This is a genomic window from Deltaproteobacteria bacterium (genome assembly GCA_005879795.1).
Taxonomy (GTDB): domain Bacteria; phylum Desulfobacterota; class Binatia; order DP-6; family DP-6; genus DP-6.
On sequence record VBKJ01000212.1, the window covers coordinates 1 to 19,610 of the forward strand.

Consider the following 19,610-nt stretch of genomic DNA (forward strand, 5'->3'; position numbering starts at 1 on the left):
GATGTCACCATGAAGGCGATCGCGGTCCCCGTGGTGAGCTTGGTCAGGAAGTTCCCGGCGCCGCTCGAGCCGAACAGGGTCTGGCTTCCGCCCCCGAACACGGCGCCCATGTCCGCTCCCTTTCCCGTCTGCAGCAGCACGACCACGATCAGGAAGAGGCACGCGAGCACGTGGATCACGGGGACGACGTAGGTGATCAGGACGCCTGTCATCGCTGCTCCTTGGCTACTGGTACTGCACGATACGCGTGAAGGCGGCGGCGTCAAGGCTCGCCCCGCCGACGAGGGCGCCGTCGATGTCGGGCTCCGCCATGAGCGCGTCGATGTTGTCCGGCTTGACGCTCCCGCCGTAGACGACCCGTACGCGCTCCGCGGTGGTGGCCGAGGCGAGGCCCACCAGCTGCCGGCGAATGGCATGGTGGACCTCCTGGACCTGTCCCGGGGTTGCGGTGCGCCCGGTGCCGATCGCCCACACCGGCTCGTAGGCGATGACGCAGCTCGCGAGCTGCTCGGAGCGCACGCCGGCGAGCGCGCTCTCCACCTGCCGTGCGATCACCGCCGAGGTCGCCTCCGCCTCGCGCTCCGCCAGCGTCTCGCCCACGCACACGATCGGGACGAGGCCGGCGCCGAGGCAGGCGTGCAGGCGGCGGTTCACGGTCTCGTTGGTCTCGCCGAAGTGCTGCCGGCGCTCGGAGTGCCCGACGATGACGTGGGTGCAGCCGCTCTCGCGCAGCATGGCGACCGCGATCTCGCCCGTGTAGGCGCCCTTCGGCTCCCAGTGGACGTTCTGACCGGCGAGGCGGATGTCCGTCCCCGCGAGCGCCGGCCGCACTGCTTCGAGGGCCGTGAAGGGAGGCGCGATCACGACCTCGCGCCCGCGCACACGGCCGACGCTCTTGGCGAGCGCGCTCGCCAGCGCGACCGCCTCGGCGCGCGCACCGTGCATCTTCCAGTTGCCGGCGATGAGCGGCGTGCGGGTCATCGGGGCGCCTCCGCGCAGCGCGCCGGGGCGGTGTCCTCGAGCGCGGCAAGCCCGGGCAGCTCGCGCCCCTCGAGGAACTCGAGCGACGCGCCGCCGCCGGTCGAGACGTGGGTCACGGCGTCCGCCAGGCCGGCGCGCGCGAGCGCGGCCACCGAGTCGCCGCCGCCGACGACCGTCGTGCCGTTCGAGCGGGCGAGCGCGCGCGCGATCGCCATGGTGCCCTCGCCGAAGGCGTCGATCTCGAAGATCCCCATGGGCCCGTTCCAGAGGGCAGTGCGCGCCGCAGCGATCTCCCGCGCGAACGCATCGACCGTGCGCGGCCCGATGTCCACCCCGAGGAGCTCGGCGGGGAAGTCGTCGGCGCCGACGACGCGCGTCGTCGCACCGGCCGCCGCGCGCTCGGCGGCGAGGTGGTCGACGGGCAGGAGGACGCGCACCCCGCGCGCCCCGGCCCGCGCGAGCGTCTGGGCGGCGAGGTCGATCTTGTCGGCCTCCACGCGCGAGCGGCCGACGGGCTTCCCCTGCGCGCGGAGGAACGTGTACGCCATGGCGCCGCCGATGCAGAAGGACTGGACCCGGCCGAGCAGGTTCTCGAGCACGCCGATCTTGTCCGACACCTTGGCGCCGCCGAGGACCGTGACGAAGGGCTGCTCGGGCGCGGCGAGGAGACGCTGCAGGAACTCGACCTCCCGCCGGAGCAGGAACCCCGCCGCCTTGTCCCGGAAGAAGCGTGCCATGCCGGCGGTGGAGGCGTGGGCCCGGTGGGCGGCGCCGAAGGCGTCGTCGACGTACACGTCCGCCAGATGCGCGAGCCGCTCGGCGAAGCTGGGATCGTCGTTCTCCTCCCCGGGGTGGAAGCGGAGGTTCTCGAGCACGACGACCTGACCCGGGCGCGCCCCGGCGACGAGACGCTCCACCGCCTCGCCGATGCAGTCGGGCGCGAGCTCGACCGGGACGCCGAGCGCACGGCGCAGGTAGTCGGCGACGGGACGGAGCGACAGCTCCGGCGCCGGCCTGCCCCGCGGGCGGCCCAGGTGCGAGGCGACGATCGGCAGGCCGCCGTGCTCGAGGACGTAGCGGATCGTCGGTAGGGTGGCGTCGATGCGCGTCGCGTCCGTGATGCGTCCGGCCTCGAGGGGGACGTTCAGATCGGCGCGGACGAAGACGCGCTTGCCCGCGACGTCGAGGTCCTCGAGCGACCGCACCCGCTGCCCCGGTCTAGCGGAGGCCTCGGCCCACCAGGAGCGCGACGTCGCGCATCCGGCTGGAGAAGCCCCACTCGTTGTCGTACCAGGCGAGGACCTTGCAGAAGGTGCCGTCCATGACGCGGGTGAGCTTGGCGTCGAGGATCGAGGAGTAGGCCGTGCCGTTGAAGTCCGAGGAGACGAGCGGCTCCTCGCAGTAGAGGAGGATACCCGCGAGCGGCCCGGCCGCGGCCTCTCTCATGGCCGCGTTCACCTTCTCCTCGGTGGCCGGCTTCTCGAGCTCGACCGTGAGATCGACCAGCGAGACGTTCGGCGTCGGCACGCGCACCGCCATGCCGTCGAGCTTGCCGTTCAGCTCGGGTAGCACGAGGCCGATGGCGCGTGCGGCGCCCGTGCTGCTCGGGATCATGGAGAGCGCGGCCGCCCGCGCGCGGCGGAGGTCCTCGTGCGGCAGGTCGAGGATGCGCTGGTCGTTGGTGTAGGAGTGGATGGTGGTCATGAGGCCGCGCCGGATGCCGAACGACTCGTGCAGCACCTTGGCGAGGGGGGCGAGGCAGTTGGTGGTGCACGAGGCGTTGGAGACGACGGCGTGCTTGGCCGGGTCGTAGGCGCGCTCGTTCACGCCCATGCAGATGGTCAAGTCCGCCCCCTTGGCGGGCGCGGAGATGATGACCTTCCGGGCGCCCGCCGCGAGGTGCTTGGCGGCCAGGTCGCGCTCGGTGAAGAGGCCGCTGCACTCGAGGACCAGGTCCACGCCGAGCTGCTTCCAGGGCAGCTTGGCAGGATCGCGTTCGGCGAGCACCCGGATCGGCTTCCCGTCGAGGGTGAGCCCGTCCGCGCCGGCGCGCACCTCTCTCCCGAGCGTCCCGTGCACGGAGTCGTACTTGAGGAGGTGCGCGAGCGTCCTGGCGTCGGTGATGTCGTTCACCGCGACGAACTCGAGCCCGCGCTCGTCGAGGCAGGCGCGGAGCACGTTCCGTCCGATGCGGCCGAAGCCATTGATGCCGACGCGGATCGCCACGGGTCGAGCCTCCTCGGTCGGGGCCGCGCGCCGGCCTGGGAGCTGCGCGCGGGGTTAGCGGAGAAATTTTCTATTCCATGTTAGCCTCGGCGGGTCAAGGTGAAGCGCGGCCGTATGAAGCGCGGCCGCGGGTGGCGCCCGGCCGCAGGTGGCGCCCGGCCGCGAATTGACTGGTCGGGGGCCCTCCGCTAGGTTCGCGCGCGGGGCGGAGCAGGGCTGCGGGGTGGCACGTCGCTGATGATTCCGAACTGCGTGGAGCTGGGCAGGGCGCTGGTCGGCGGTATCCTGGCGCAGGCAGCCGCGCCGCTCCCCGCGCGCCCCGACACGGTGCTCGACATGATCGTCGGCTCGGGCCCCGTGGTGCGTGCGGTGCTCGTCATCCTGGTCGCTTTCTCGGTCGGCTGCTGGGGGATCGCGCTCGCCAAGAGCGTGGAGATGCGGCGCGCGCGGCGGCAGTCGGGGAGGTTCATCGACATCTTCTGGGACGCCAAGAACCTCGCCGCCATCCAGGCCGCGAGCGTCGACCTGAAGGAGAGCCCGGTGGCCCAGGTGTTCCGCGGCGGCTACCAGGAGCTGCAGCGGACCACCAAGGCGAAGCGCGGCAATCCCGGTGGCGACGAGGAGGCGAGCGAGTTCGGCGGCATCGAGAACGTGCAACGCGCCATGGTGCGGGCGCGCACCCAGGAGGTGACCCGCCTCGAGCGCGGGCTCACGTTCCTCGCCACCACCGCGAGCACGGCGCCCTTCATCGGCCTCTTCGGCACCGTGTGGGGCATCATGACCGCGTTCCGCGGCCTCTCGGTCACCACCAGCTCGAGCATCCAGGCGGTGGCGCCCGGCATCGCGGAGGCGCTGGTGGCTACCGCCGTTGGGCTCGCGGCTGCCATCCCCGCGGTCGTGATGTACAACCGCTTCGCGCGCCAGGTGCGCGTGCTCACGGCCGAGATGGACACCTTCGCGTCCGAATTTCTCAACATCGCCGGGCGCCATTTCTTCAAATGACTTTCGACCAGGGCTCGTCCGCCAACGACGCGATCTCGCAGATCAACGTCACGCCGCTCGTCGACGTGATGCTGGTGCTGCTCATCATCTTCATGGTGACGGCGCCGATCCTCCAGCAGGGCGTGTCGGTCGACCTGCCGAAGGTGGCAGCGGGACCGCTCACCGGGCAGGAGGAGCAGCTGGTCGTGAACGTCGGGAAGACGGGGCAGCTCTTCCTGAACGACACGCCCATGACGCCCGAGCAGCTCACGGCCAAGCTCGCCGCGATCGCGGCGGCGCGCCCCGACCGCCAGCTCTACGTGCGCGCCGATCAGGCCGTGCCGTACGGTCAGGTGATGCGCGTCATGGGGGCGGTGCACGACGCTGGCCTGACGCGCGTCGGGCTGGTGACCGAGCCGCCCCCGGAGCGGCGGCGGTAGCACCATGGCGGCCTCGCGCCCGCTCCGGCTGGCGCCCGAGTGGGACGATCGCTTCGCCCGCATGATCGGCCTCTCGGCCCTGGGTCATGCGCTCGTCGTGGCGGCGGCCGTCCTCCTCGCCGGCCACGTCGGGACCCGCCCGTTGCCGATGGTCGCGTACACGGTCGAGCTGACAGATCCGAGCGCCGTCGGCGGTCGGCTGCCGCCGGGCGCCCCGGGGCGGGATCTCTCGGGCGGACCCGCCGGGCCGCCCGCGTCGCCGCCGAAGGCCGAGCCTGCCGAGCCGCCCCCGCCACCCCCGAAGGCCGAGCCCGCCGAGCCGGCGAAGCCGCCTGAGCCCAAGCCGGAGCCGAAGCCGGTCGCCGCCGAGGAAACGACGGTCCACATCCCCGAGAAGCCGAAGCCGCCGGAGCCGCCGAAACCCGAAGCGAAGCCGCCGGAGCCAAAGCCCGAGGCGAAGCCCCCGGAGCCGCCGAAGCCCCAGGCCAAGGCCCAGGAGCCAGCAAGGTCACCCGAGCCGCCGAAGGCGGAGGCGAAGAAGCCGGAGCCGCCCAAGCCGTCACCGGCGAAACCGCCCGAGCCGCCGAAGACGACGGCCTCCAGCGCCGGCAGCCCGGGCGGCAGGGAGGAGGCCACCCCCCGCGACGCGTACTCCGCGGCCGCAGAGCGCTGGCGCCAGCGCTCCGGGGGCGGCGTCGGCGGCAACGACGCCGGTTCCGGCCCGATCGGCAGCGGCGGCGAGGGAAAGGGCGGCGGCGGTCAGCTCGTCGGCCTCGAGTTCATCGCCTACCGCCAGCAGGTCATCAACACGATCAAGGCACAGTGGACGAACGTCATCGCGCGCCCGGGCCTGGTCGCCGCGGTGCGCTTTGAGATCGCGCCCGACGGCCAGGTGAGCGACATCCGGCTCGCGCAGAGCTCCGGCAACCCGGCGTACGACGGCTCCGCCCTGCGCGCCGTCCAGCACGTCCGCCAGCTGCCGCCGCCGCCGGCACGCTACGCGAGCGAGTTCCGCGAGTTCGTGATCGAGTTCCACTCCGAGGAGAGTGGAGGGCGGGGGGCAGGATGAGGACGATGAGGGGGGTCGCCGCACTCGCGGTGCTCGCCGTGGCGCTCGGCGGCCCGTCGCTGGCGGCCGCGGTGGTGACGGGACAGATCTTCGGGCCGGGAAGCGAGTCGTTCCCGATCGCGGTCGTGCCGCTCAAGAACCTGGGTGGCGACACGGGCGGCGAGCTCGGCACGCGCTTTTCCCAGGTGCTGTCGCGGGACCTCGACCTCTCCGGCTACTTCCGCCTCCTCGATCCGAAGACCTTCATCGAGAATCCGCAGACGTCCGGCATCACGGCCGGCGAGATCGATTTCGTCGGCTGGGCCTCGCTCGGGGCGCAGGCGCTGGTGAAGGGGGGCGTCACGACGGGCGGCGACACGGTCACGGTCGAGGTCCGCCTCTTCGACGTGCCGGGGCGCCACGACGTGCCGCAGGTGAGCCGGCGCTACAGCGGCCCGCGCGCCGACCTGCCCCGCATGGCGCACAGGACCGCCGACGCGATCCTCGAGTTCCTGACCGGCGAGCGCGGCCCCTTCGACTCGGCGATCGCGTTGGTCAGCGCGCGCGGCGGCCGCCTGAAGGACGTCTACCGCTTCACCTTCGATCAGGACGAGCCGGTGAAGGTGACCGACGAGCGCTCCCTGGTCGTGACCCCGCGCTGGCGTCCGGACGCGCGCGCCATCCTCTTCACCTCGTATCGCCAGCACTTCCCGCACCTCTTCCAGATCGAGCTGGCGAGCCGCCAGGTGACGCGCGTCGTGCCGGGCCCCGGCGTGGTGCTGGACGGCGCCTGGTCGCCCGACGGCTCGAAGCTCCTGGTCACGCGCGAGGAGGGCGGCAACTCCAACATCTACCTCCTCGACCGCGGCGGGCAGATGATCAAGCGGCTCACCGATCACTGGGCCATCGACGTGGCGCCGATGTGGGCGCCCGACGGGCGGCGCCTCGCCTTCTGCTCGGGGCGGGCGGGGTCGCCGCAGGTCTACGTGATGAACGTCGACGGCAGCGGGCTCATGCGCGTGTCGTCGACGGGAAGCTACAACACCTCCCCCGCCTGGTCACCCAAAGGCGATCGCCTCGCCTGGGCGACGCGCGGGCCGGGCGGCTTCCAGATCGTCGTCGCTGCCCCCGACGGGAGCGGTGCCCAGAGCATCACCTCCGCCGGGAGCAACGAGAACCCGTCGTGGGCGCCCGACGGCCGCTACCTCGTCTTCTCCTCCACGCGCGCCGGCCGCGCGCACCTCTTCCTCGCCGACCGGGACGGCAAGACGCAGAAACAATTGACCCGCGGTGCGGGTGATGATACCTCGCCTGCCTGGTCGCCGCGGCTGGACTGAGCCGTGCGCACCGGCGGTCTGGGAAGGCGGTCGGCATGAGAACGTCGAGCATGTGGCGCGTGGCGCTGGCACTGCTTCTCGTCCTTCCGCTCGCAGGCGCCTGCAAGAAGAAGGGCCCCCGGCCGGGCGAGGCCGGCGCGGGCGGCGCGGGCCTGGGCGAGGAGGGCCTCGGAGCGAGCGGCTCGAGCCTCGAGCGGAGCAAGCGGGGGCTCCCGCCCGAGGAGGACGGCATCCTGAAGGACGTTCACTTCGCCTACGACAGCTACGAGCTCGACGCGGGCGCCCGTGACGCGCTGGCCCGCAACCTCGACTGGCTGCGGAGCAACAGCCGCGCCAAGATCGAGCTCGAGGGGCACTGCGACAGCCGCGGCACCATCGAGTACAACCTGGCGCTGGGAGCCAAGCGGGCGAAGGCCGTGAAGGACTACCTGGTGGCACAGGGGATCGGCGCTGAGCGCGTCTCGACCATCAGCTACGGCAAGGAGCTGCCCCTCTGCCACGAGGAGAACGAGACCTGCTGGGCGCGCAACCGGCGGGCTCACTCGGTGGTCCTCGGCCAGTGACCGCGCGCCCGACACGCGGGGCCGCGCTCGCGCTGCTGTTGCTCGCCGGCTGCGCGACCCGCGCCGAGCTGGTGCAGCAGGACCGCGAGCTGCGCGGGATCCTCCAGGACCAGCGGAGGCAGATGCAGGAGGTGCAGAAGGAGATCGAGCGCCTGCGTGCGGACCTGGAGGAAGGGCATCCCCGCCGTCCGGGCGGTGGGGCGCCGAGCGAGGATCGGCTGACTGCGCTCGAGCAGCGCTTGAGCGAGCTCGAGCGCGCGACCGGCAGCGGCAGCCCGCCTCCCGCCGCGACGGCGCCGCCCGCCACGCCGCCTGCGGCCACCGCCAGCGCGCCGCCCGCGGGCGCGCGCCCACCCGCCGCCGCGGGCGACGACGAGTGGCGGCAGGAGATCGCGCGCGAGCAGAAGGCGGCGGGCACCGTCAACGCCCCCGAGCGCACCGAGTACCTGACCTTGCTCGACGGTCTTGCGCGCCAGGACTGCGCGCGCACGGTGCCGCAGCTGAACGGCTTCGCCGCCAACCACAAGGACTCGTCGCTCGCCGACAACGCGCTCTACTGGGCGGCGCGCTGCTATGCGCTGCGCGGCGACCAGAACCAGGCGGTCACGAAGTTCTACGACGTGGTGACCAAGTACCCGAAGGGCGACAAGGCCCCGTCCGCGCTCTGGGCGCAGGGCAACCTGTTCGTCGGGATGGGCGACTCCCCCGATGCCCGCCTCGCGTTTGCTAAGCTGATCCGCGACTACCCGAGCTCGGAGGAGGCGGCGCGCGCGCGGCAGAAGCTGAGCGAGCTGGAGAATTAACTCATCCGGGGGCCCGTCCAGTGCTCGGGCGCTGCGCGCCCTGCGCGCTTCCGATGCCCTCGGACCCGCGCCTCGCTCGGCAAAGCCTCGCTCGGCTTAGCGCGCGATTCATCGGCGCTCCGCCGGCGCCCCCGTTCCCGCGACGCACGCTGCGACGGTTCTCAGCCGCCCACAAGCAGGCACGTCACTACGCGGCCCGCCGCGGCGCCCGCCCCAACCTTCAACCGGCGGGGGGCGTCGTATATATGATGTGGCGATGCGCGTCGTCCGCCACCTCGCGCGCCGACCCGAGCGGCTTCCCGGCAGCGTCCTCACGCTCGGCAACTTCGACGGAGCGCATCTGGGCCACCAGGCGATCGTGCGCCGCGCGGTGGCGCGCGCGCGGGAGGCGAAAGGTCTGGCGGTGGCCCTCACCTTCGAGCCGCACCCGGTCGCGGTCCTGACGCCCGCGCGCGCGCCGCTCATGCTCCAGACCCTGCACGATCGCCTGGCGAGCCTGGCCGGCCTGGGCGTCGACGTGACCGTCATCCAACGCTTCACGCGAGCGTTCGCCGCGCTCGACCCGGAGGCCTTCGTGCGCGACTTCCTGCTCCGCCATCTCGAGCTCGAGCACGTCGTGGTCGGCTACAACGTTAACTTCGGGCGCGACCGGGCCGGCACCAGCGAGACGCTGCGCACGCTCGGCGCACGCCTGGGGTTCCAGGTCGAGGTGGTGGGCCCGGTCAAGGCGGCGGGCGACGGCGAGCAGGTGAGCAGCACGCGGCTCCGCGCACTGCTCCAGGCGGGCGACATGCCGAGCGCGCGGGCGCTCCTCGGCCGGCCCTACACGCTCCGCGGCCGGGTGGTGGCGGGCGATCGCCGCGGGCGGACGCTCGGCTTCCCCACCGCAAACCTGCACCTCCGCGCTGGCCTCCTCTTGCCGCCGGACGGCGTGTACGCGGTCGGCGTCGAGGTCGACGGGCGTATGCGCGAGGCCGTCCTCAACGTCGGGGTGCGACCGACCTTCGCCGGCCGGCAGCGGACGGTCGAGGTCCATCTGCTCGACTTCAGCGGCGACCTCTACCGGCGCTGGCTGGTGGTCGAGGTGATCGAGCGCCTGCGCGGCGAGGAGGCGTTCGGCGGGCCCGAGGCGCTGCGGGCGGCGATCGCGCGCGACGTCGCGCGGGCGCGGCGGGTGCTGGGCGGGGGGTCGTGACCGGTGCGCGGCGAGGGGCCGGCGGGGGCGCCGGCGCTCCCGCTCGGGCGCCGCTGGGCGGGGCGGCTCGGTCTTGCGCCGCGGTCGGCGCCCTCGAAGGTCGCGGCGGCACCCCCGCCGGCCCCTCGCCGGGCCTCGGGGTCCGGCCCCCTGCGGCGAGCGTCCCGGGGCGCCTCGAGCTGGTCGTACCCGCCGGCGGGGCGGGCGTGCGCCTCGATCGCTTCCTGGCGGGGGTAGCGGAGGTGGGGACGCGGTCGCAGGCGAAACGGTTGATCGACGCGGGGCGCGTGCGCGTCGACGGGGTGGCCCGCAAGAGCGCCCACCTTCTCGGCGTCGGCGCACGGCTGGAGGTCGAGCTGCCCGAGCCCGAGCCGCTGGCGGCGGAGCCAGAGCCGCTCCCCCTTGCCGTCCTCTACGAGGACGCCGACCTGCTCGCCGTCGACAAGCCGCCCGGCATGGTCGTGCACCCCGCGCCGGGCGCCCGGCGCGGCACGGTCGTGAACGCGCTCGCCCACCGGCTCGGCACCCTGGCGGGCGTCGGCCGCCCCGATCGGCCCGGCATCGTGCACCGTCTCGACCGCGACACCTCGGGGGTGCTGCTGGTGGCGCGCACGGCGCCGGCGCTCGAGGCCCTCGCGCGGCAGTTCCGCACGCGGACCGTCCAGAAGGTCTACCTCGCCGTGGTCCGGGGTCACCTCGGCCCGGTGAGCGGCACCATCGACCGGGCCGTGGGCCGGCATCCACGTGAACGCAAGCGCATGAGCGTGCACAGCCGCCGCGGGCGCGCCGCGCTCACACGCTGGACGGCGCTCGAACGCTTCCCGGGCGCGACCCTGATGCGCCTCGAGCCCGAGACCGGTCGCACCCATCAGCTGCGCGTCCACCTCGCGGCGGTGGGCCATCCGATCGTCGGCGACCGGGTCTACGGACCGCGGCACGCGGGGCGGACCGCGGGGGGGCTCGCCTTCCCGCGCCAGGCCCTCCACGCCGCCGAGATCCGCTTCGACCACCCCTCGAGCGGGGCCCGCATGGTGGTCCGTGCCCCGCTTCCGCCAGACTTGGAGCAGCTCCTCGCTGGGCTGCGCCAAGCCGGCAGCAGCACGGCGAAATCGAGCCGTTCCGCTTGACAGTCCGGGACCGATTGCCTACTCTTCGGTGTATCCATCACCGCCCCGGTTCCCCCAAACAGCGCGAGGCGCACGTTCATTTCGTCGGGCATTCCGTCGGTTCGCCGTGAGCCGGCGTGAGCGCATAACAGCTCCAATGCAATCCGCACTCGCAGGGAGGAACCGTCCTTGAGCACCAGGGAGAGGCCAGCAGGGGAGGTACGCGCCGACGCGCAGGTGAAAGCGGAGGCCACACCGGCCGAAGAACCCGGCGCGCTCAACTTGAAATTGCTGAAGGACAAGAAGATCGGCGACCTCGCGGCGATCGCCAAGGACATGAACATCGAGGGCGCGGCCGCGATGCGTAAGCAGGAGCTCATCTTCTCCATCCTGCAGGCGCAGACCGAGCAGAACGGCTTCATCTGCGGCGAGGGTGTGCTCGAGATACTCCCCGACGGTTTCGGCTTCCTGCGCGCGCCCGACTACAACTACCTGCCGGGCCCGGACGACATCTACGTCTCGCCCAGCCAGATCCGCCGCTTCAACCTTCGCACCGGCGACGTGGTCGCGGGACAGATCCGCCCCCCCAAGGAGGGCGAGCGCTACTTCGCGCTGCTCAAGGTCGAGACCATCAACTTCGATGAGCCCGAGAAGGCACGCGAGAAGATCCTGTTCGACAACCTCACGCCGCTCTACCCCGACGAGCACCTGCACCTCGAGTTCGACCCCGAGGAGCACACCACGCGCATCATCGATCTGCTCACGCCGGTGGGAAAGGGGCAGCGCGGCCTCATCGTCGCCGCACCGCGCACCGGCAAGACGATGATGTTGCAGAACATCGCGCACGGCATCACCGCCAACCATCCCGACGTCGTCCTCATCGTGCTGCTCATCGACGAGCGGCCCGAGGAGGTGACCGACATGCAGCGCTCGGTGAAGGGCGAGGTGGTGAGCTCGACCTTCGACGAGCCGCCGACGCGCCACGTGCAGGTGGCGGAGATGGTGATCGAGAAGGCGAAGCGCCTGGTGGAGCACGGGAGGGACGTCGTCATCCTGCTCGACTCGGTCACGCGGCTTGCGCGCGCCTACAACTCGGTCGTCCCGCCGAGCGGCAAGATCCTCTCCGGGGGCGTCGACTCGAATGCGCTGCGCGGCCCGAAGAAGTTCTTCGGCGCGGCGCGCAACATCGAGGACGGCGGCAGCCTGACCATCATCGGCACGGCGCTGGTCGACACCGGCAGCCGCATGGACGAGGTCATCTTCGAGGAGTTCAAGGGGACCGGCAACATGGAGATCCACCTCGACCGGCGCCTGATGGACAAGCGCATGTTCCCGGCCATGGACGCGACGCGGTCGGGGACGCGCAAGGAGGAGCTGCTCCTGCCGCGCGACGTGCTCAACCGCGTCTGGATCCTGCGCAAGCTCCTCTCCCAGCTGAACACGGTCGAGGCGATGGAGTTCCTGCACGACAAGATCAAGGGCACGAAGTCGAACCAGGAGTTCCTCGACTCGATGAACCAGTGACCCGCACAGCCCTGCCTAATTGCGTGCGGACCGGCCTTTCTGGTATGGGCCCGGTTTTCGCCACGTGCGCGGAAAGGAGGGACGGATCAAGGAGCCCGCATGACTGATGTCACCATGAAGAACCTGCTCGAGGCGGGGGTCCACTTCGGCCACCAGACCAGCCGGTGGAACCCGAAGATGAAGCCCTACATCTTCGGCGCCCGCAACGGGATCTACATCATCGACCTGCAGCAGACCGTGAAGCTCTTCCGCGACGCCCACACCTTCGTACGCGATCTCACCGCGCAGGGCGGGCAGATGCTGTTCGTCGGCACCAAGAAGCAGGCCCAGGACGCCATCCGCGAGGAGGCGGAGCGCTGCGGGGCGTTCTACGTCAACACGCGTTGGCTCGGCGGCATGCTGACGAACTTCCACACCATCAAGCAGTCGATCGATCGTCTCAAGAAGCTCGACGAGATGCTCGAGGACGCGCAGGTGGTCGAGGCGCTCACCAAGAAGGAGCTGCAGGGGCTGCGCCACGAGCGCGAGAAGCTCCTCTCCTCGCTGGGCGGCATCAAGGGGCTGCGCAAGCTGCCGGATGCGCTCTTCGTGATCGATCCCAAGAAGGAGGAGATCGCCGTCAAGGAGGCGAACAAGCTCGGCATCCCGGTGGTGGCGGTGGTCGACACGAACTGCGACCCGGACCTGATCAATCACAAGATCCCGGGCAACGACGATGCCATCCGCGCCATCCGCCTCTTCTGCGCCGCGATCGCCGAGGCGGTGATCGAGGGCCGCAACCTCTACGAGGAGCGGCAGCGCGGCGCCGGGCAGGAGCCCGCGAGCGCGGAGGACGGCGCGGGCGGCGGTGCGCCGGCGATGGACGTGGTGGAGGCGGAGGCGCGCTAGGCACGATGGGACTCGGAGAGGTAAGGGACCTGCGCGAGAAGACCGGCGCGGGCCTCCTCGACTGCCAGAAGGCGCTCGGGGAGGCCGGCGGCGACGTCGAGAGGGCGGTCCGCATCCTGCGCGAGCGTGGGCTCGCCAAGGCGGCCAAGAAGGCGACGCGCACGGCCACCGACGGCGCGATCGGCGCCTACATCCACCCGCCAGGCAAGATCGGCGTGCTGATCGAGGTCAACTGCGAGACCGACTTCGTCGCCAAGACGCCCGAGTTCCAGCAGCTGGTGAAGGACCTAGCCATGCAGGTGGCGGCCAACGAGCCGCGCTACGTCGCCCGGGAGGACGTGCCGGCGGCGGAGCTCGAGGCCGAGCGCGCCATCTACCGCAAGCAGGCGCTGCAGTCGGGCAAGCCCGAGAAGGTGATCGAGCGCATCGTCGAGGGCCAGGTGGAGCGCTTCTACAAGGACGTCTGCCTCCTGGAGCAGCCCTTCATCAAAGACCCCGGGCGCACGGTCGCGGAGATCGTCCGGGAGGCCATCGTGCGGTTTGGGGTGAACGTGGCGGTGCGCCGCTTCGCACGTTTCAAGCTCGGCGAGACGGCGCCCAAGGAGAGCCCCGCTGGAGGCGCGCCCGGAGCCTGAGCCCGCGCCGGGCGTGTCCGGCGCGACCCGCTACCGCCGCGTCCTCCTCAAGATCAGCGGGGAGGCCCTGGCCGGTCTGGGGGGCTACGGCATCGACCCCGGCGTCCTCGCGGCCTTCGCGGCCGAGCTGAAGGACGTCCACGCCCTCGGCTGCGAGCTCGCCCTGGTGATCGGCGGCGGCAACATCTTTCGCGGCCTGGCGGCGAGCGCGCGCGGTCTCGACCGCGCTACCGCCGACTACATGGGCATGCTGGCCACCATCATCAACGCGCTCGCCCTGCAGGACGCGCTCGAGAAGCTCGGCGTGCAGACCCGCGTGCTCTCCGCCATCGAGATGCAGCAGGTGGCCGAGCCCTACATCCGCCGCCGCGCGACGCGGCATCTCGAGAAGGGGCGCGTGGTCATCTTCGCCGCCGGCACCGGCAACCCCTTCTTCACCACCGACACGGCTGCGAGTCTCCGCGCCATGGAGATCGGGGCCGAGGTCATCTTCAAGGCGACGCGCGTGGACGGCGTCTTCGACGCCGACCCGCTCAAGCATCCCGGCGCGGTGCGCTTCGAGGAGCTCACCTACATCGATGTCCTCTCGCGTCAGCTCCAGGTGATGGATGCGACCGCGATCTCGCTGTGTATGGACAACGGGCTCCCGATCCTCGTCTTCAACATGATGCAGCCCGGGAACATCAAGAAGGCGGTCACGGGCGTGCGCATCGGCACGCTCGTGCACGGAGGACGGACATGACGCCCGGGGGCGAGGTCCTCGAGAGCACCAGGCAGGACATGGAGAAGACGATGGGGGCCTTCCGCAAGGAGCTCTCGCACGTGCGCACGGGCCGCGCCTCGACGGCGCTCCTCGAGGGCATCACGGTCGACTACTACGGTGCCAAGACGCCGCTCAACCAGCTCGCCACGCTCTCCGCGCCCGAGCCGAGCCTGCTGGTCGTGCAGCCCTACGACAAGAGCGTGATCGGCGCCATCGAGAAGGCGATCAAGAGCTCCGACCTCGGGCTCAATCCGCTCAACGACGGGAAGCTGATCCGGGTGCCCATCCCGCCGCTCACCGAGGAGCGCCGGCGGGACCTGGTCAAGCACGTGCGCAAGCTGGCCGAGGACTACCGCGTGTCGGTCCGCAGCCACCGCCGGGACTCGCTCGAGATGCTGAAGGAGCTCGAGAAGGACAAGGAGATCACGGAGGACGACCGGCGACACGCCGCCGAGAAGGTCGAGGCGCTCACCAAGGAGTACATCGAGCGCGTCGAGAAAACGCTCAAAGGGAAGGAAGACGAGATCATGGCTGTCTGATGGTGGAGATCGATCCGACTCACCTGCCGCGTCACGTGGCCGTCATCATGGACGGCAACGGGCGCTGGGCCGAGCGGCGCGGCCTGCCGCGTCTGCAGGGGCATCGCGTCGGCAAGGAATCGGTGCGGGCGGTAGTCGAGACCAGCCGGCGCCTCGGCATCCGCTACCTCTCGCTCTACGCCTTCTCCACGGAGAACTGGCGCCGCCCGCCGCGCGAGGTCGACGGGCTCATGGCGCTCCTCCGCCGCTACCTGGCGACCGAGCTCGGCAAGATGATGAAGCACCAGATCCGCCTGCTCGCCGTCGGCAGCCTCCGCCGCCTGCCGCTGCCTGTGCGCGGGGCGCTGCGCGCCACCATCGCCGCGACCCGGCGCAACACCGGTATGACCGTGATCCTCGCCGTCAGCTACGGCGGGCGCGAGGAGATCGCGCGCGCCGCGCGCGCCGTCGCCCGGCGCGTCCGGCGCGGCGAGCTCGACCCCGACCGGATCACCGCCGGCACGCTCGCCAAGCACCTCGGCACGAGCGGCATCCCGGATCCCGATCTCCTGATCCGCACCAGCGGCGAGATGCGCCTCAGCAACTTCTTCCTCTGGCAGCTCGCGTACACCGAGATGTACGTGACCGACACCCTGTGGCCCGACTTCCGCGAGCGCGACTACCTCCAGGCGCTCGCCTTCTTCCAGCAGCGCCAGCGCCGCTTCGGCCGTACGTCCGCCCAGGTCGAGCGCGAGAAGCTGCGCGCAGCGAACTAGGTGAGGTCGTCGCCGGTTGCGGCGCCAGGCCTCGGGGGGAGGCCGAGCGCGAGAGCGCTCGAGCCGGCCGACGGGGTCCGGGGGCAGCGGAGCAGCGCAGCGCGCGGAGCGTGCGAGCAGCGGACGGGCCCCCGGGTGATTTAGTCAAATGTTGCGCACCCGGCTTGCCACGGCGGCCATCGCGCTGCCGGGCCTGTGGCTCATCGTCGAGTACCTGCCGACGCACGTGTTCGCGGGCTTCATCATGGCGGTGGCGGCGATCGCGCTGTTCGAGTATTTCGCGATGGCGCTGCCCGGCGACGCCGTGGAGCGTGCGGCCGGCCTCCTGTGGGGGCTCGTGATCGCCGGGGGCGTCGCCTCGCGGCGGCCGGAGGTATGGGGCGCGGGCCTCGGGCTGGCGGTCATCGGTGGGCTCATGTTCCCGCTCCTGCATGCCGATGATCTCGCGGGTGCCATGCATCGCCTCGGGCTCTCCCTCCTGGGCGTGCTCTACGTCGGCTTCTTCACGCCGCACTTCGTGCTGCTGCGGGAGGCGGACCACGACCAGGGCTGGCGCTGGGTGCTGTTCACGGTCTTCGCGGCCATGGGCTCGGACTCGGGCGGTTATCTGACCGGCCGCGCCTTCGGCCGCCACCCGCTCGCCCCCTCGATCAGCCCGAGCAAGACGGTCGAGGGCGCACTCGGCGCGCTGGCCGGCGCGATGCTGATCGCCTCGCTCTGCCGCCTGCTCTTCTTCGGCGATCGGGGAAGAAGCGAGGCGGTCGTGCTGGGCATGGCGATCAGCGTGCTGGCGCAGTTCGGCGACCTGTGCGAGTCGGCCCTGAAGCGCGCCTTCGGCGCCAAGGACTCCGGCTGGATTATCCCGGGACACGGTGGCATTCTGGACCGGCTGGACAGCCTCCTCTTCCCCGTCGTGTTCGCCTACTACTACGCCGTCCTGCCACCGGCCTGAAGGTGACGATGGACATCCATTCCTTCCTGTTTACGTTGCTGTCGTTCTCGGTCGCGATCGGGGTGCTCGTCTTCGTGCACGAGCTCGGGCACTTCGCGGTGGCCAAGCGGGTGGGCGTGCTGGTGGAGCGCTTCTCGATCGGCTTCGGTCCGGTGGTGCTGGCGCGCAAGTCAGGGGAGACCGAGTACGCCGTGTCGGCGATCCCGCTGGGCGGCTACGTGAAGATGCTCGGCGAGGAGGAGGGAGAGGAGGCGCTCGCCAGCCCGGAGCGCGCCTTCTCGACCCAGTCGCTCGCCCGCCGCGCGGCGATCGTCTCCGCCGGCCCGGCGATGAACTTCGTGTTCGCGTTCGTCGTCTACGCGGTCCTCTTCGCGGCGGTGGGCGTGGAGAAGCCCTCGACCGAGCCGCGCGTCGGCGGCGTCACGGCCGGGCTGCCTGCCGAGCGGGCGGGCCTCCAGGCGGGCGACCGGATCGTCGCCATCGACGACACGCCGATCGGCACCTGGGAGCAGCTCTCCAAGACCGTCGTCCTCTCGAAGGGCGAGCGGCTGCGGCTGACGGTCGAGCGCGGCGGGGCGCGCTTCCCGCTCGAGGTCACGCCGGAGCTGCACGAGAACCGGACCATCTACGGCGAGGACGCGGGCAAGGTCTATCGCATCGGAGTCGAGGTGTCGATCGACTGGGAGGCGGTCGGCCCGCTCACGGCCGTCGGGATCGCCGCGCAGGAGACCGCAACCCACGCGGTCATGGTCCTGCAGGGGCTCAAGCTCATGCTGGCCGGGCGGGTGCCGTTCAAGGATCTCGGCGGTCCGATCGCGATCGCGAGCGCGGCGGGGAAGCAGGCGCGAGCCGGAGGACGCTACTACCTGCTGACGCTCGCCTTCCTATCCGTGAACCTCGCCGTCCTCAACCTGCTCCCGATCCCGGCGCTCGACGGCGGGCACCTCGCCTTCTTCGCCATCGAGGGCGTCATGCGCCGCCCGCTCGGCGCGCGGCACCGCGAGCTCGCGCTGCAGGTCGGCATCCTGCTGCTCATCACGCTGATCGTGTTCGTGTCCTACAACGACATCCACCGTCTCTTCTGGGGCTAGGCGCCGACGCTCGTCCTCGGGCTCGACACGGCGACGTGGACCGCGGCGGTCGGGGTGGCGCGCGACGGCGCCGTCCTGGCCGAGGGGGTGTACCGCGAGTCGCGCTCCCACACCGCCTCGTTGCCGCTGCTGGTCGAGCGCGTGTTCGGCGACGCGGGCCTCGCGCTCGAAGACCTCGAGGGCATCGCGGTGTCGATTGGGCCGGGCTCGTTCACCGGGCTGCGCATCGGGCTCGCGCTCGCCAAGGGGCTCGCGTTCGCCGGCGGGCTCCCGGTGGTGGGCGTGCCGACGCTTGAGGCCCTCGCCTGGGTCGTGGACGCCGAGCCGGGCGCTACCGTGTGCGCCGCGCTCGACGCGCGCAAGCGCGAGGTCTATGCGGCGCTCTTCGCGCTGGAGGCCGGCGGCCCGCGCCGTCTCACGCCCGATCTCGCGCTGGCGCCCGAGGCGCTCGCGGCGCGGCTTCCGCGCCCTTGCACGGTCGTGGGCGACGCGGGCGAGGTCTACGGCGAGGTGCTGGGCGCGCATGCGCGCCTCCTGCCCTTCGCCAGCCATCATCCGCGCGGCGGCGTGATCGCGCGGCTCGGCGCCGCGCGGCTCGCGGCGGGCGAGGCGGCCAACCTGGGCACGCTCGAGCCGGTCTACGTCCGTCCGCCGGACGCGGAGCTGCCCCGGTCGCGTTGACAGGCCGTTTTGGAGCATATTAAGCTCGAGAGTACCGCTCAGCACGGGGGTGAGGTATGGAAGAAAAGGACGAGGCGCTCATCAGGACCCTGCTCGAGCGAGAGCCGGAGCTCCGGCACTACTACGAGGAGCACGTCGACCTCGAGCGGCGGCTCGGCGCCTTTCAGCAGAAGCTCTACCTGACGCCCGAGGAGGAGATGGAGAAGAAACGGCTCCAGAAGCTGAAGCTCGCCGGCAAGGACAGGATCATGGAGATCCTCTCCCGCTACCGCTCGCACTGAGCGCCCCATGCGCCACGTCATCTCCATCCTGGTCGAGAACGAGTTCGGCGTGCTGGCGCGCGTGGCCGGCCTGTTCAGCGGCCGCGGCTTCAACATCGAGAGCCTGTCGGTGGCCGAGACGCTCGACCCGACCGTGTCGCGCATCACGCTGGTCACGCGGGGCGACGATCAGGTGCTCGAGCAGATGGAGAAGCAGCTCAACAAGCTCATCTGCGTGATCAAGGTCGGCGACTTCACCGAGACCGAGCACGTCGAGCGTGAGCTGGTCCTCATCAAAGTGCGCGCCGACGAGCGCACGCGCGGCGAGCTGGCCAACATCGTCGACATCTTCCGCGCCAAGATCATCGACGTGTCGCGCGAGTCCTACGTTGTCGAGATCACGGGCGCGGAGGAGAAGGTGAACGCGCTGGTCGAGCTCTTGAAGCCGCTCGGCATCCTGGAGATCGTCCGCACGGGCAAGGTGGCGATGTACCGCGGTACGCGCGTCCTCACCGTGGACGGGAAAGAGAAGGAGCGTGCCGCATGAATATCTACCACGACGGAGACGCCGACCTCGCGCCGCTCAGGGGCAAGAAGATCGCCGTCATCGGCTACGGCAGCCAGGGCCACGCCCACGCGCAGAACCTGCGCGACAGCGGGATGGACGTGCGCGTCGGGCTGCGCCCCGACAGCGCCTCGCGCCCGAAGGCCGAGAAGGCCGGGCTGCGCGTGGTCGACGCCGCCGCCGCGGCGCGCGAGGCCGACATCGTGATGATGCTCGTGCCCGACGAGCAGGGCGCCGAGATCTACGAGGGCGAGATCGCGCCCGGGCTCAGGCCCGG

The 19,610-nt window shown here is 71.4% G+C and carries 24 protein-coding genes; 20 read left to right on the forward strand and 4 right to left on the reverse strand.

Going from position 1 to position 19,610, the window contains the following annotated elements; genetic code table 11:
- From secG to gap, 4 genes are all read right to left on the reverse strand, one after another.
- The coding region (gene secG, locus E6J59_18255) for a preprotein translocase subunit SecG (protein TMB16732.1) at nt 1–197 on the reverse strand (197 nt) is incomplete at its 3' end.
- Between the two features lie 28 nt (nt 198–225).
- Nucleotides 226–981: a triose-phosphate isomerase gene (locus E6J59_18260; GenBank protein ID TMB16712.1), complete on the reverse strand. Its 756-nt coding sequence runs from the start codon at nt 979–981 to the stop codon at nt 226–228.
- A complete protein-coding gene (locus tag E6J59_18265) occupies nt 978–2,186 on the reverse strand; it encodes a phosphoglycerate kinase (GenBank protein TMB16713.1) in 1,209 nt (402 codons plus the stop codon). The genes E6J59_18260 and E6J59_18265 overlap by 4 nt, the downstream gene beginning before the upstream one ends.
- Before the next feature lie 13 nt (nt 2,187–2,199).
- Entirely contained in the window at nt 2,200–3,207 is a 1,008-nt protein-coding gene (gene gap / locus E6J59_18270; GenBank protein ID TMB16714.1) for a type I glyceraldehyde-3-phosphate dehydrogenase, read from the reverse strand.
- Nucleotides 3,208–3,543: 336 nt separating this feature from the next.
- Between gap and E6J59_18275 the strand changes: the two genes are divergently transcribed.
- The 20 genes from E6J59_18275 to E6J59_18370 form a co-directional block, all read left to right on the forward strand.
- A complete protein-coding gene (locus E6J59_18275) occupies nt 3,544–4,209 on the forward strand; it encodes a Tol-Pal system subunit TolQ (protein TMB16733.1) in 666 nt (221 codons plus the stop codon).
- Nucleotides 4,206–4,628 (forward strand): protein TolR, encoded by a 423-nt coding sequence (tolR, locus tag E6J59_18280; protein TMB16715.1) that lies wholly within the window; start codon nt 4,206–4,208, stop codon nt 4,626–4,628. The genes E6J59_18275 and tolR overlap by 4 nt, the downstream gene beginning before the upstream one ends.
- A gap of 4 nt (nt 4,629–4,632) precedes the next feature.
- Nucleotides 4,633–5,697, forward strand: a complete 1,065-nt coding sequence (locus E6J59_18285; GenBank protein ID TMB16716.1) for a TonB C-terminal domain-containing protein — start codon at nt 4,633–4,635, stop codon at nt 5,695–5,697.
- On the forward strand, nt 5,694–7,013 hold the full coding sequence (tolB, locus tag E6J59_18290) for a Tol-Pal system beta propeller repeat protein TolB (protein TMB16717.1): 1,320 nt from the start codon (nt 5,694–5,696) through the stop codon (nt 7,011–7,013). Before E6J59_18285 ends, tolB begins: the two co-directional genes overlap by 4 nt.
- 35 nt (nt 7,014–7,048) lie before the next feature.
- A complete protein-coding gene (pal, locus tag E6J59_18295) occupies nt 7,049–7,576 on the forward strand; it encodes a peptidoglycan-associated lipoprotein Pal (protein ID TMB16718.1) in 528 nt (175 codons plus the stop codon).
- Complete coding sequence (locus tag E6J59_18300) at nt 7,573–8,379, forward strand: tetratricopeptide repeat protein (GenBank protein ID TMB16719.1); 807 nt, start codon at nt 7,573–7,575, stop codon at nt 8,377–8,379. Before pal ends, E6J59_18300 begins: the two co-directional genes overlap by 4 nt.
- A 256-nt stretch (nt 8,380–8,635) precedes the next feature.
- The gene (locus E6J59_18305) at nt 8,636–9,574 is read left to right on the forward strand and encodes a bifunctional riboflavin kinase/FAD synthetase (GenBank protein ID TMB16720.1); all 939 of its coding nucleotides are present in this window, start codon (nt 8,636–8,638) and stop codon (nt 9,572–9,574) included.
- A 179-nt stretch (nt 9,575–9,753) separates the two neighbouring features.
- Nucleotides 9,754–10,701: an RluA family pseudouridine synthase gene (locus E6J59_18310; GenBank protein ID TMB16734.1), complete on the forward strand. Its 948-nt coding sequence runs from the start codon at nt 9,754–9,756 to the stop codon at nt 10,699–10,701.
- A 216-nt stretch (nt 10,702–10,917) separates the two neighbouring features.
- Nucleotides 10,918–12,204, forward strand: coding sequence for a transcription termination factor Rho (locus E6J59_18315; protein ID TMB16735.1), 1,287 nt, complete (start codon nt 10,918–10,920; stop codon nt 12,202–12,204).
- Nucleotides 12,205–12,303: 99 nt separating this feature from the next.
- Entirely contained in the window at nt 12,304–13,092 is a 789-nt protein-coding gene (gene rpsB / locus E6J59_18320; protein TMB16721.1) for a 30S ribosomal protein S2, read from the forward strand.
- 5 nt (nt 13,093–13,097) lie between these two features.
- Nucleotides 13,098–13,727: a translation elongation factor Ts gene (gene tsf, locus E6J59_18325; protein ID TMB16722.1), complete on the forward strand. Its 630-nt coding sequence runs from the start codon at nt 13,098–13,100 to the stop codon at nt 13,725–13,727.
- A 13-nt stretch (nt 13,728–13,740) separates the two neighbouring features.
- Nucleotides 13,741–14,469 (forward strand): UMP kinase, encoded by a 729-nt coding sequence (locus E6J59_18330; GenBank protein ID TMB16723.1) that lies wholly within the window; start codon nt 13,741–13,743, stop codon nt 14,467–14,469.
- Complete coding sequence (locus tag E6J59_18335; protein TMB16724.1) at nt 14,466–15,029, forward strand: ribosome recycling factor; 564 nt, start codon at nt 14,466–14,468, stop codon at nt 15,027–15,029. The genes E6J59_18330 and E6J59_18335 overlap by 4 nt, the downstream gene beginning before the upstream one ends.
- On the forward strand, nt 15,029–15,784 hold the full coding sequence (locus tag E6J59_18340) for an isoprenyl transferase (GenBank protein ID TMB16725.1): 756 nt from the start codon (nt 15,029–15,031) through the stop codon (nt 15,782–15,784). Before E6J59_18335 ends, E6J59_18340 begins: the two co-directional genes overlap by 1 nt.
- Before the next feature lie 148 nt (nt 15,785–15,932).
- The gene (locus tag E6J59_18345) at nt 15,933–16,736 is read left to right on the forward strand and encodes a phosphatidate cytidylyltransferase (protein ID TMB16726.1); all 804 of its coding nucleotides are present in this window, start codon (nt 15,933–15,935) and stop codon (nt 16,734–16,736) included.
- 8 nt (nt 16,737–16,744) lie between these two features.
- The gene (gene rseP, locus E6J59_18350; GenBank protein TMB16727.1) at nt 16,745–17,827 is read left to right on the forward strand and encodes an RIP metalloprotease RseP; all 1,083 of its coding nucleotides are present in this window, start codon (nt 16,745–16,747) and stop codon (nt 17,825–17,827) included.
- Between the two features lie 54 nt (nt 17,828–17,881).
- Complete coding sequence (tsaB, locus tag E6J59_18355; GenBank protein ID TMB16728.1) at nt 17,882–18,508, forward strand: tRNA (adenosine(37)-N6)-threonylcarbamoyltransferase complex dimerization subunit type 1 TsaB; 627 nt, start codon at nt 17,882–17,884, stop codon at nt 18,506–18,508.
- A gap of 56 nt (nt 18,509–18,564) precedes the next feature.
- Nucleotides 18,565–18,789: a DUF465 domain-containing protein gene (locus E6J59_18360; protein ID TMB16729.1), complete on the forward strand. Its 225-nt coding sequence runs from the start codon at nt 18,565–18,567 to the stop codon at nt 18,787–18,789.
- A gap of 7 nt (nt 18,790–18,796) precedes the next feature.
- Nucleotides 18,797–19,315: an acetolactate synthase small subunit gene (gene ilvN, locus E6J59_18365; GenBank protein ID TMB16730.1), complete on the forward strand. Its 519-nt coding sequence runs from the start codon at nt 18,797–18,799 to the stop codon at nt 19,313–19,315.
- A partial coding sequence (locus E6J59_18370; GenBank protein TMB16731.1) for a ketol-acid reductoisomerase occupies nt 19,312–19,610 on the forward strand: 299 nt, incomplete at its 3' end. The genes ilvN and E6J59_18370, both read left to right, overlap by 4 nt.

Coding starts and splice junctions, on each gene's coding strand:
- E6J59_18335 (TMB16724.1), top strand. CDS start 14,466: ATGACGCCCGGGGGCGAGGTCCTCGAGAGCACCAGGCAGGACATGGAG.
- E6J59_18305 (TMB16720.1), top strand. CDS start 8,636: ATGCGCGTCGTCCGCCACCTCGCGCGCCGACCCGAGCGGCTTCCCGGC.
- E6J59_18345 (TMB16726.1), top strand. CDS start 15,933: ATGTTGCGCACCCGGCTTGCCACGGCGGCCATCGCGCTGCCGGGCCTG.
- tsf (TMB16722.1), top strand. CDS start 13,098: ATGGGACTCGGAGAGGTAAGGGACCTGCGCGAGAAGACCGGCGCGGGC.
- E6J59_18340 (TMB16725.1), top strand. CDS start 15,029: ATGGTGGAGATCGATCCGACTCACCTGCCGCGTCACGTGGCCGTCATC.
- ilvN (TMB16730.1), top strand. CDS start 18,797: ATGCGCCACGTCATCTCCATCCTGGTCGAGAACGAGTTCGGCGTGCTG.
- rpsB (TMB16721.1), top strand. CDS start 12,304: ATGACTGATGTCACCATGAAGAACCTGCTCGAGGCGGGGGTCCACTTC.
- tolB (TMB16717.1), top strand. CDS start 5,694: ATGAGGACGATGAGGGGGGTCGCCGCACTCGCGGTGCTCGCCGTGGCG.
- tolR (TMB16715.1), top strand. CDS start 4,206: ATGACTTTCGACCAGGGCTCGTCCGCCAACGACGCGATCTCGCAGATC.
- rseP (TMB16727.1), top strand. CDS start 16,745: ATGGACATCCATTCCTTCCTGTTTACGTTGCTGTCGTTCTCGGTCGCG.
- E6J59_18260 (TMB16712.1), bottom strand. CDS start 981: ATGACCCGCACGCCGCTCATCGCCGGCAACTGGAAGATGCACGGTGCG.
- pal (TMB16718.1), top strand. CDS start 7,049: ATGAGAACGTCGAGCATGTGGCGCGTGGCGCTGGCACTGCTTCTCGTC.
- E6J59_18360 (TMB16729.1), top strand. CDS start 18,565: ATGGAAGAAAAGGACGAGGCGCTCATCAGGACCCTGCTCGAGCGAGAG.
- E6J59_18275 (TMB16733.1), top strand. CDS start 3,544: ATGATCGTCGGCTCGGGCCCCGTGGTGCGTGCGGTGCTCGTCATCCTG.
- E6J59_18285 (TMB16716.1), top strand. CDS start 4,633: ATGGCGGCCTCGCGCCCGCTCCGGCTGGCGCCCGAGTGGGACGATCGC.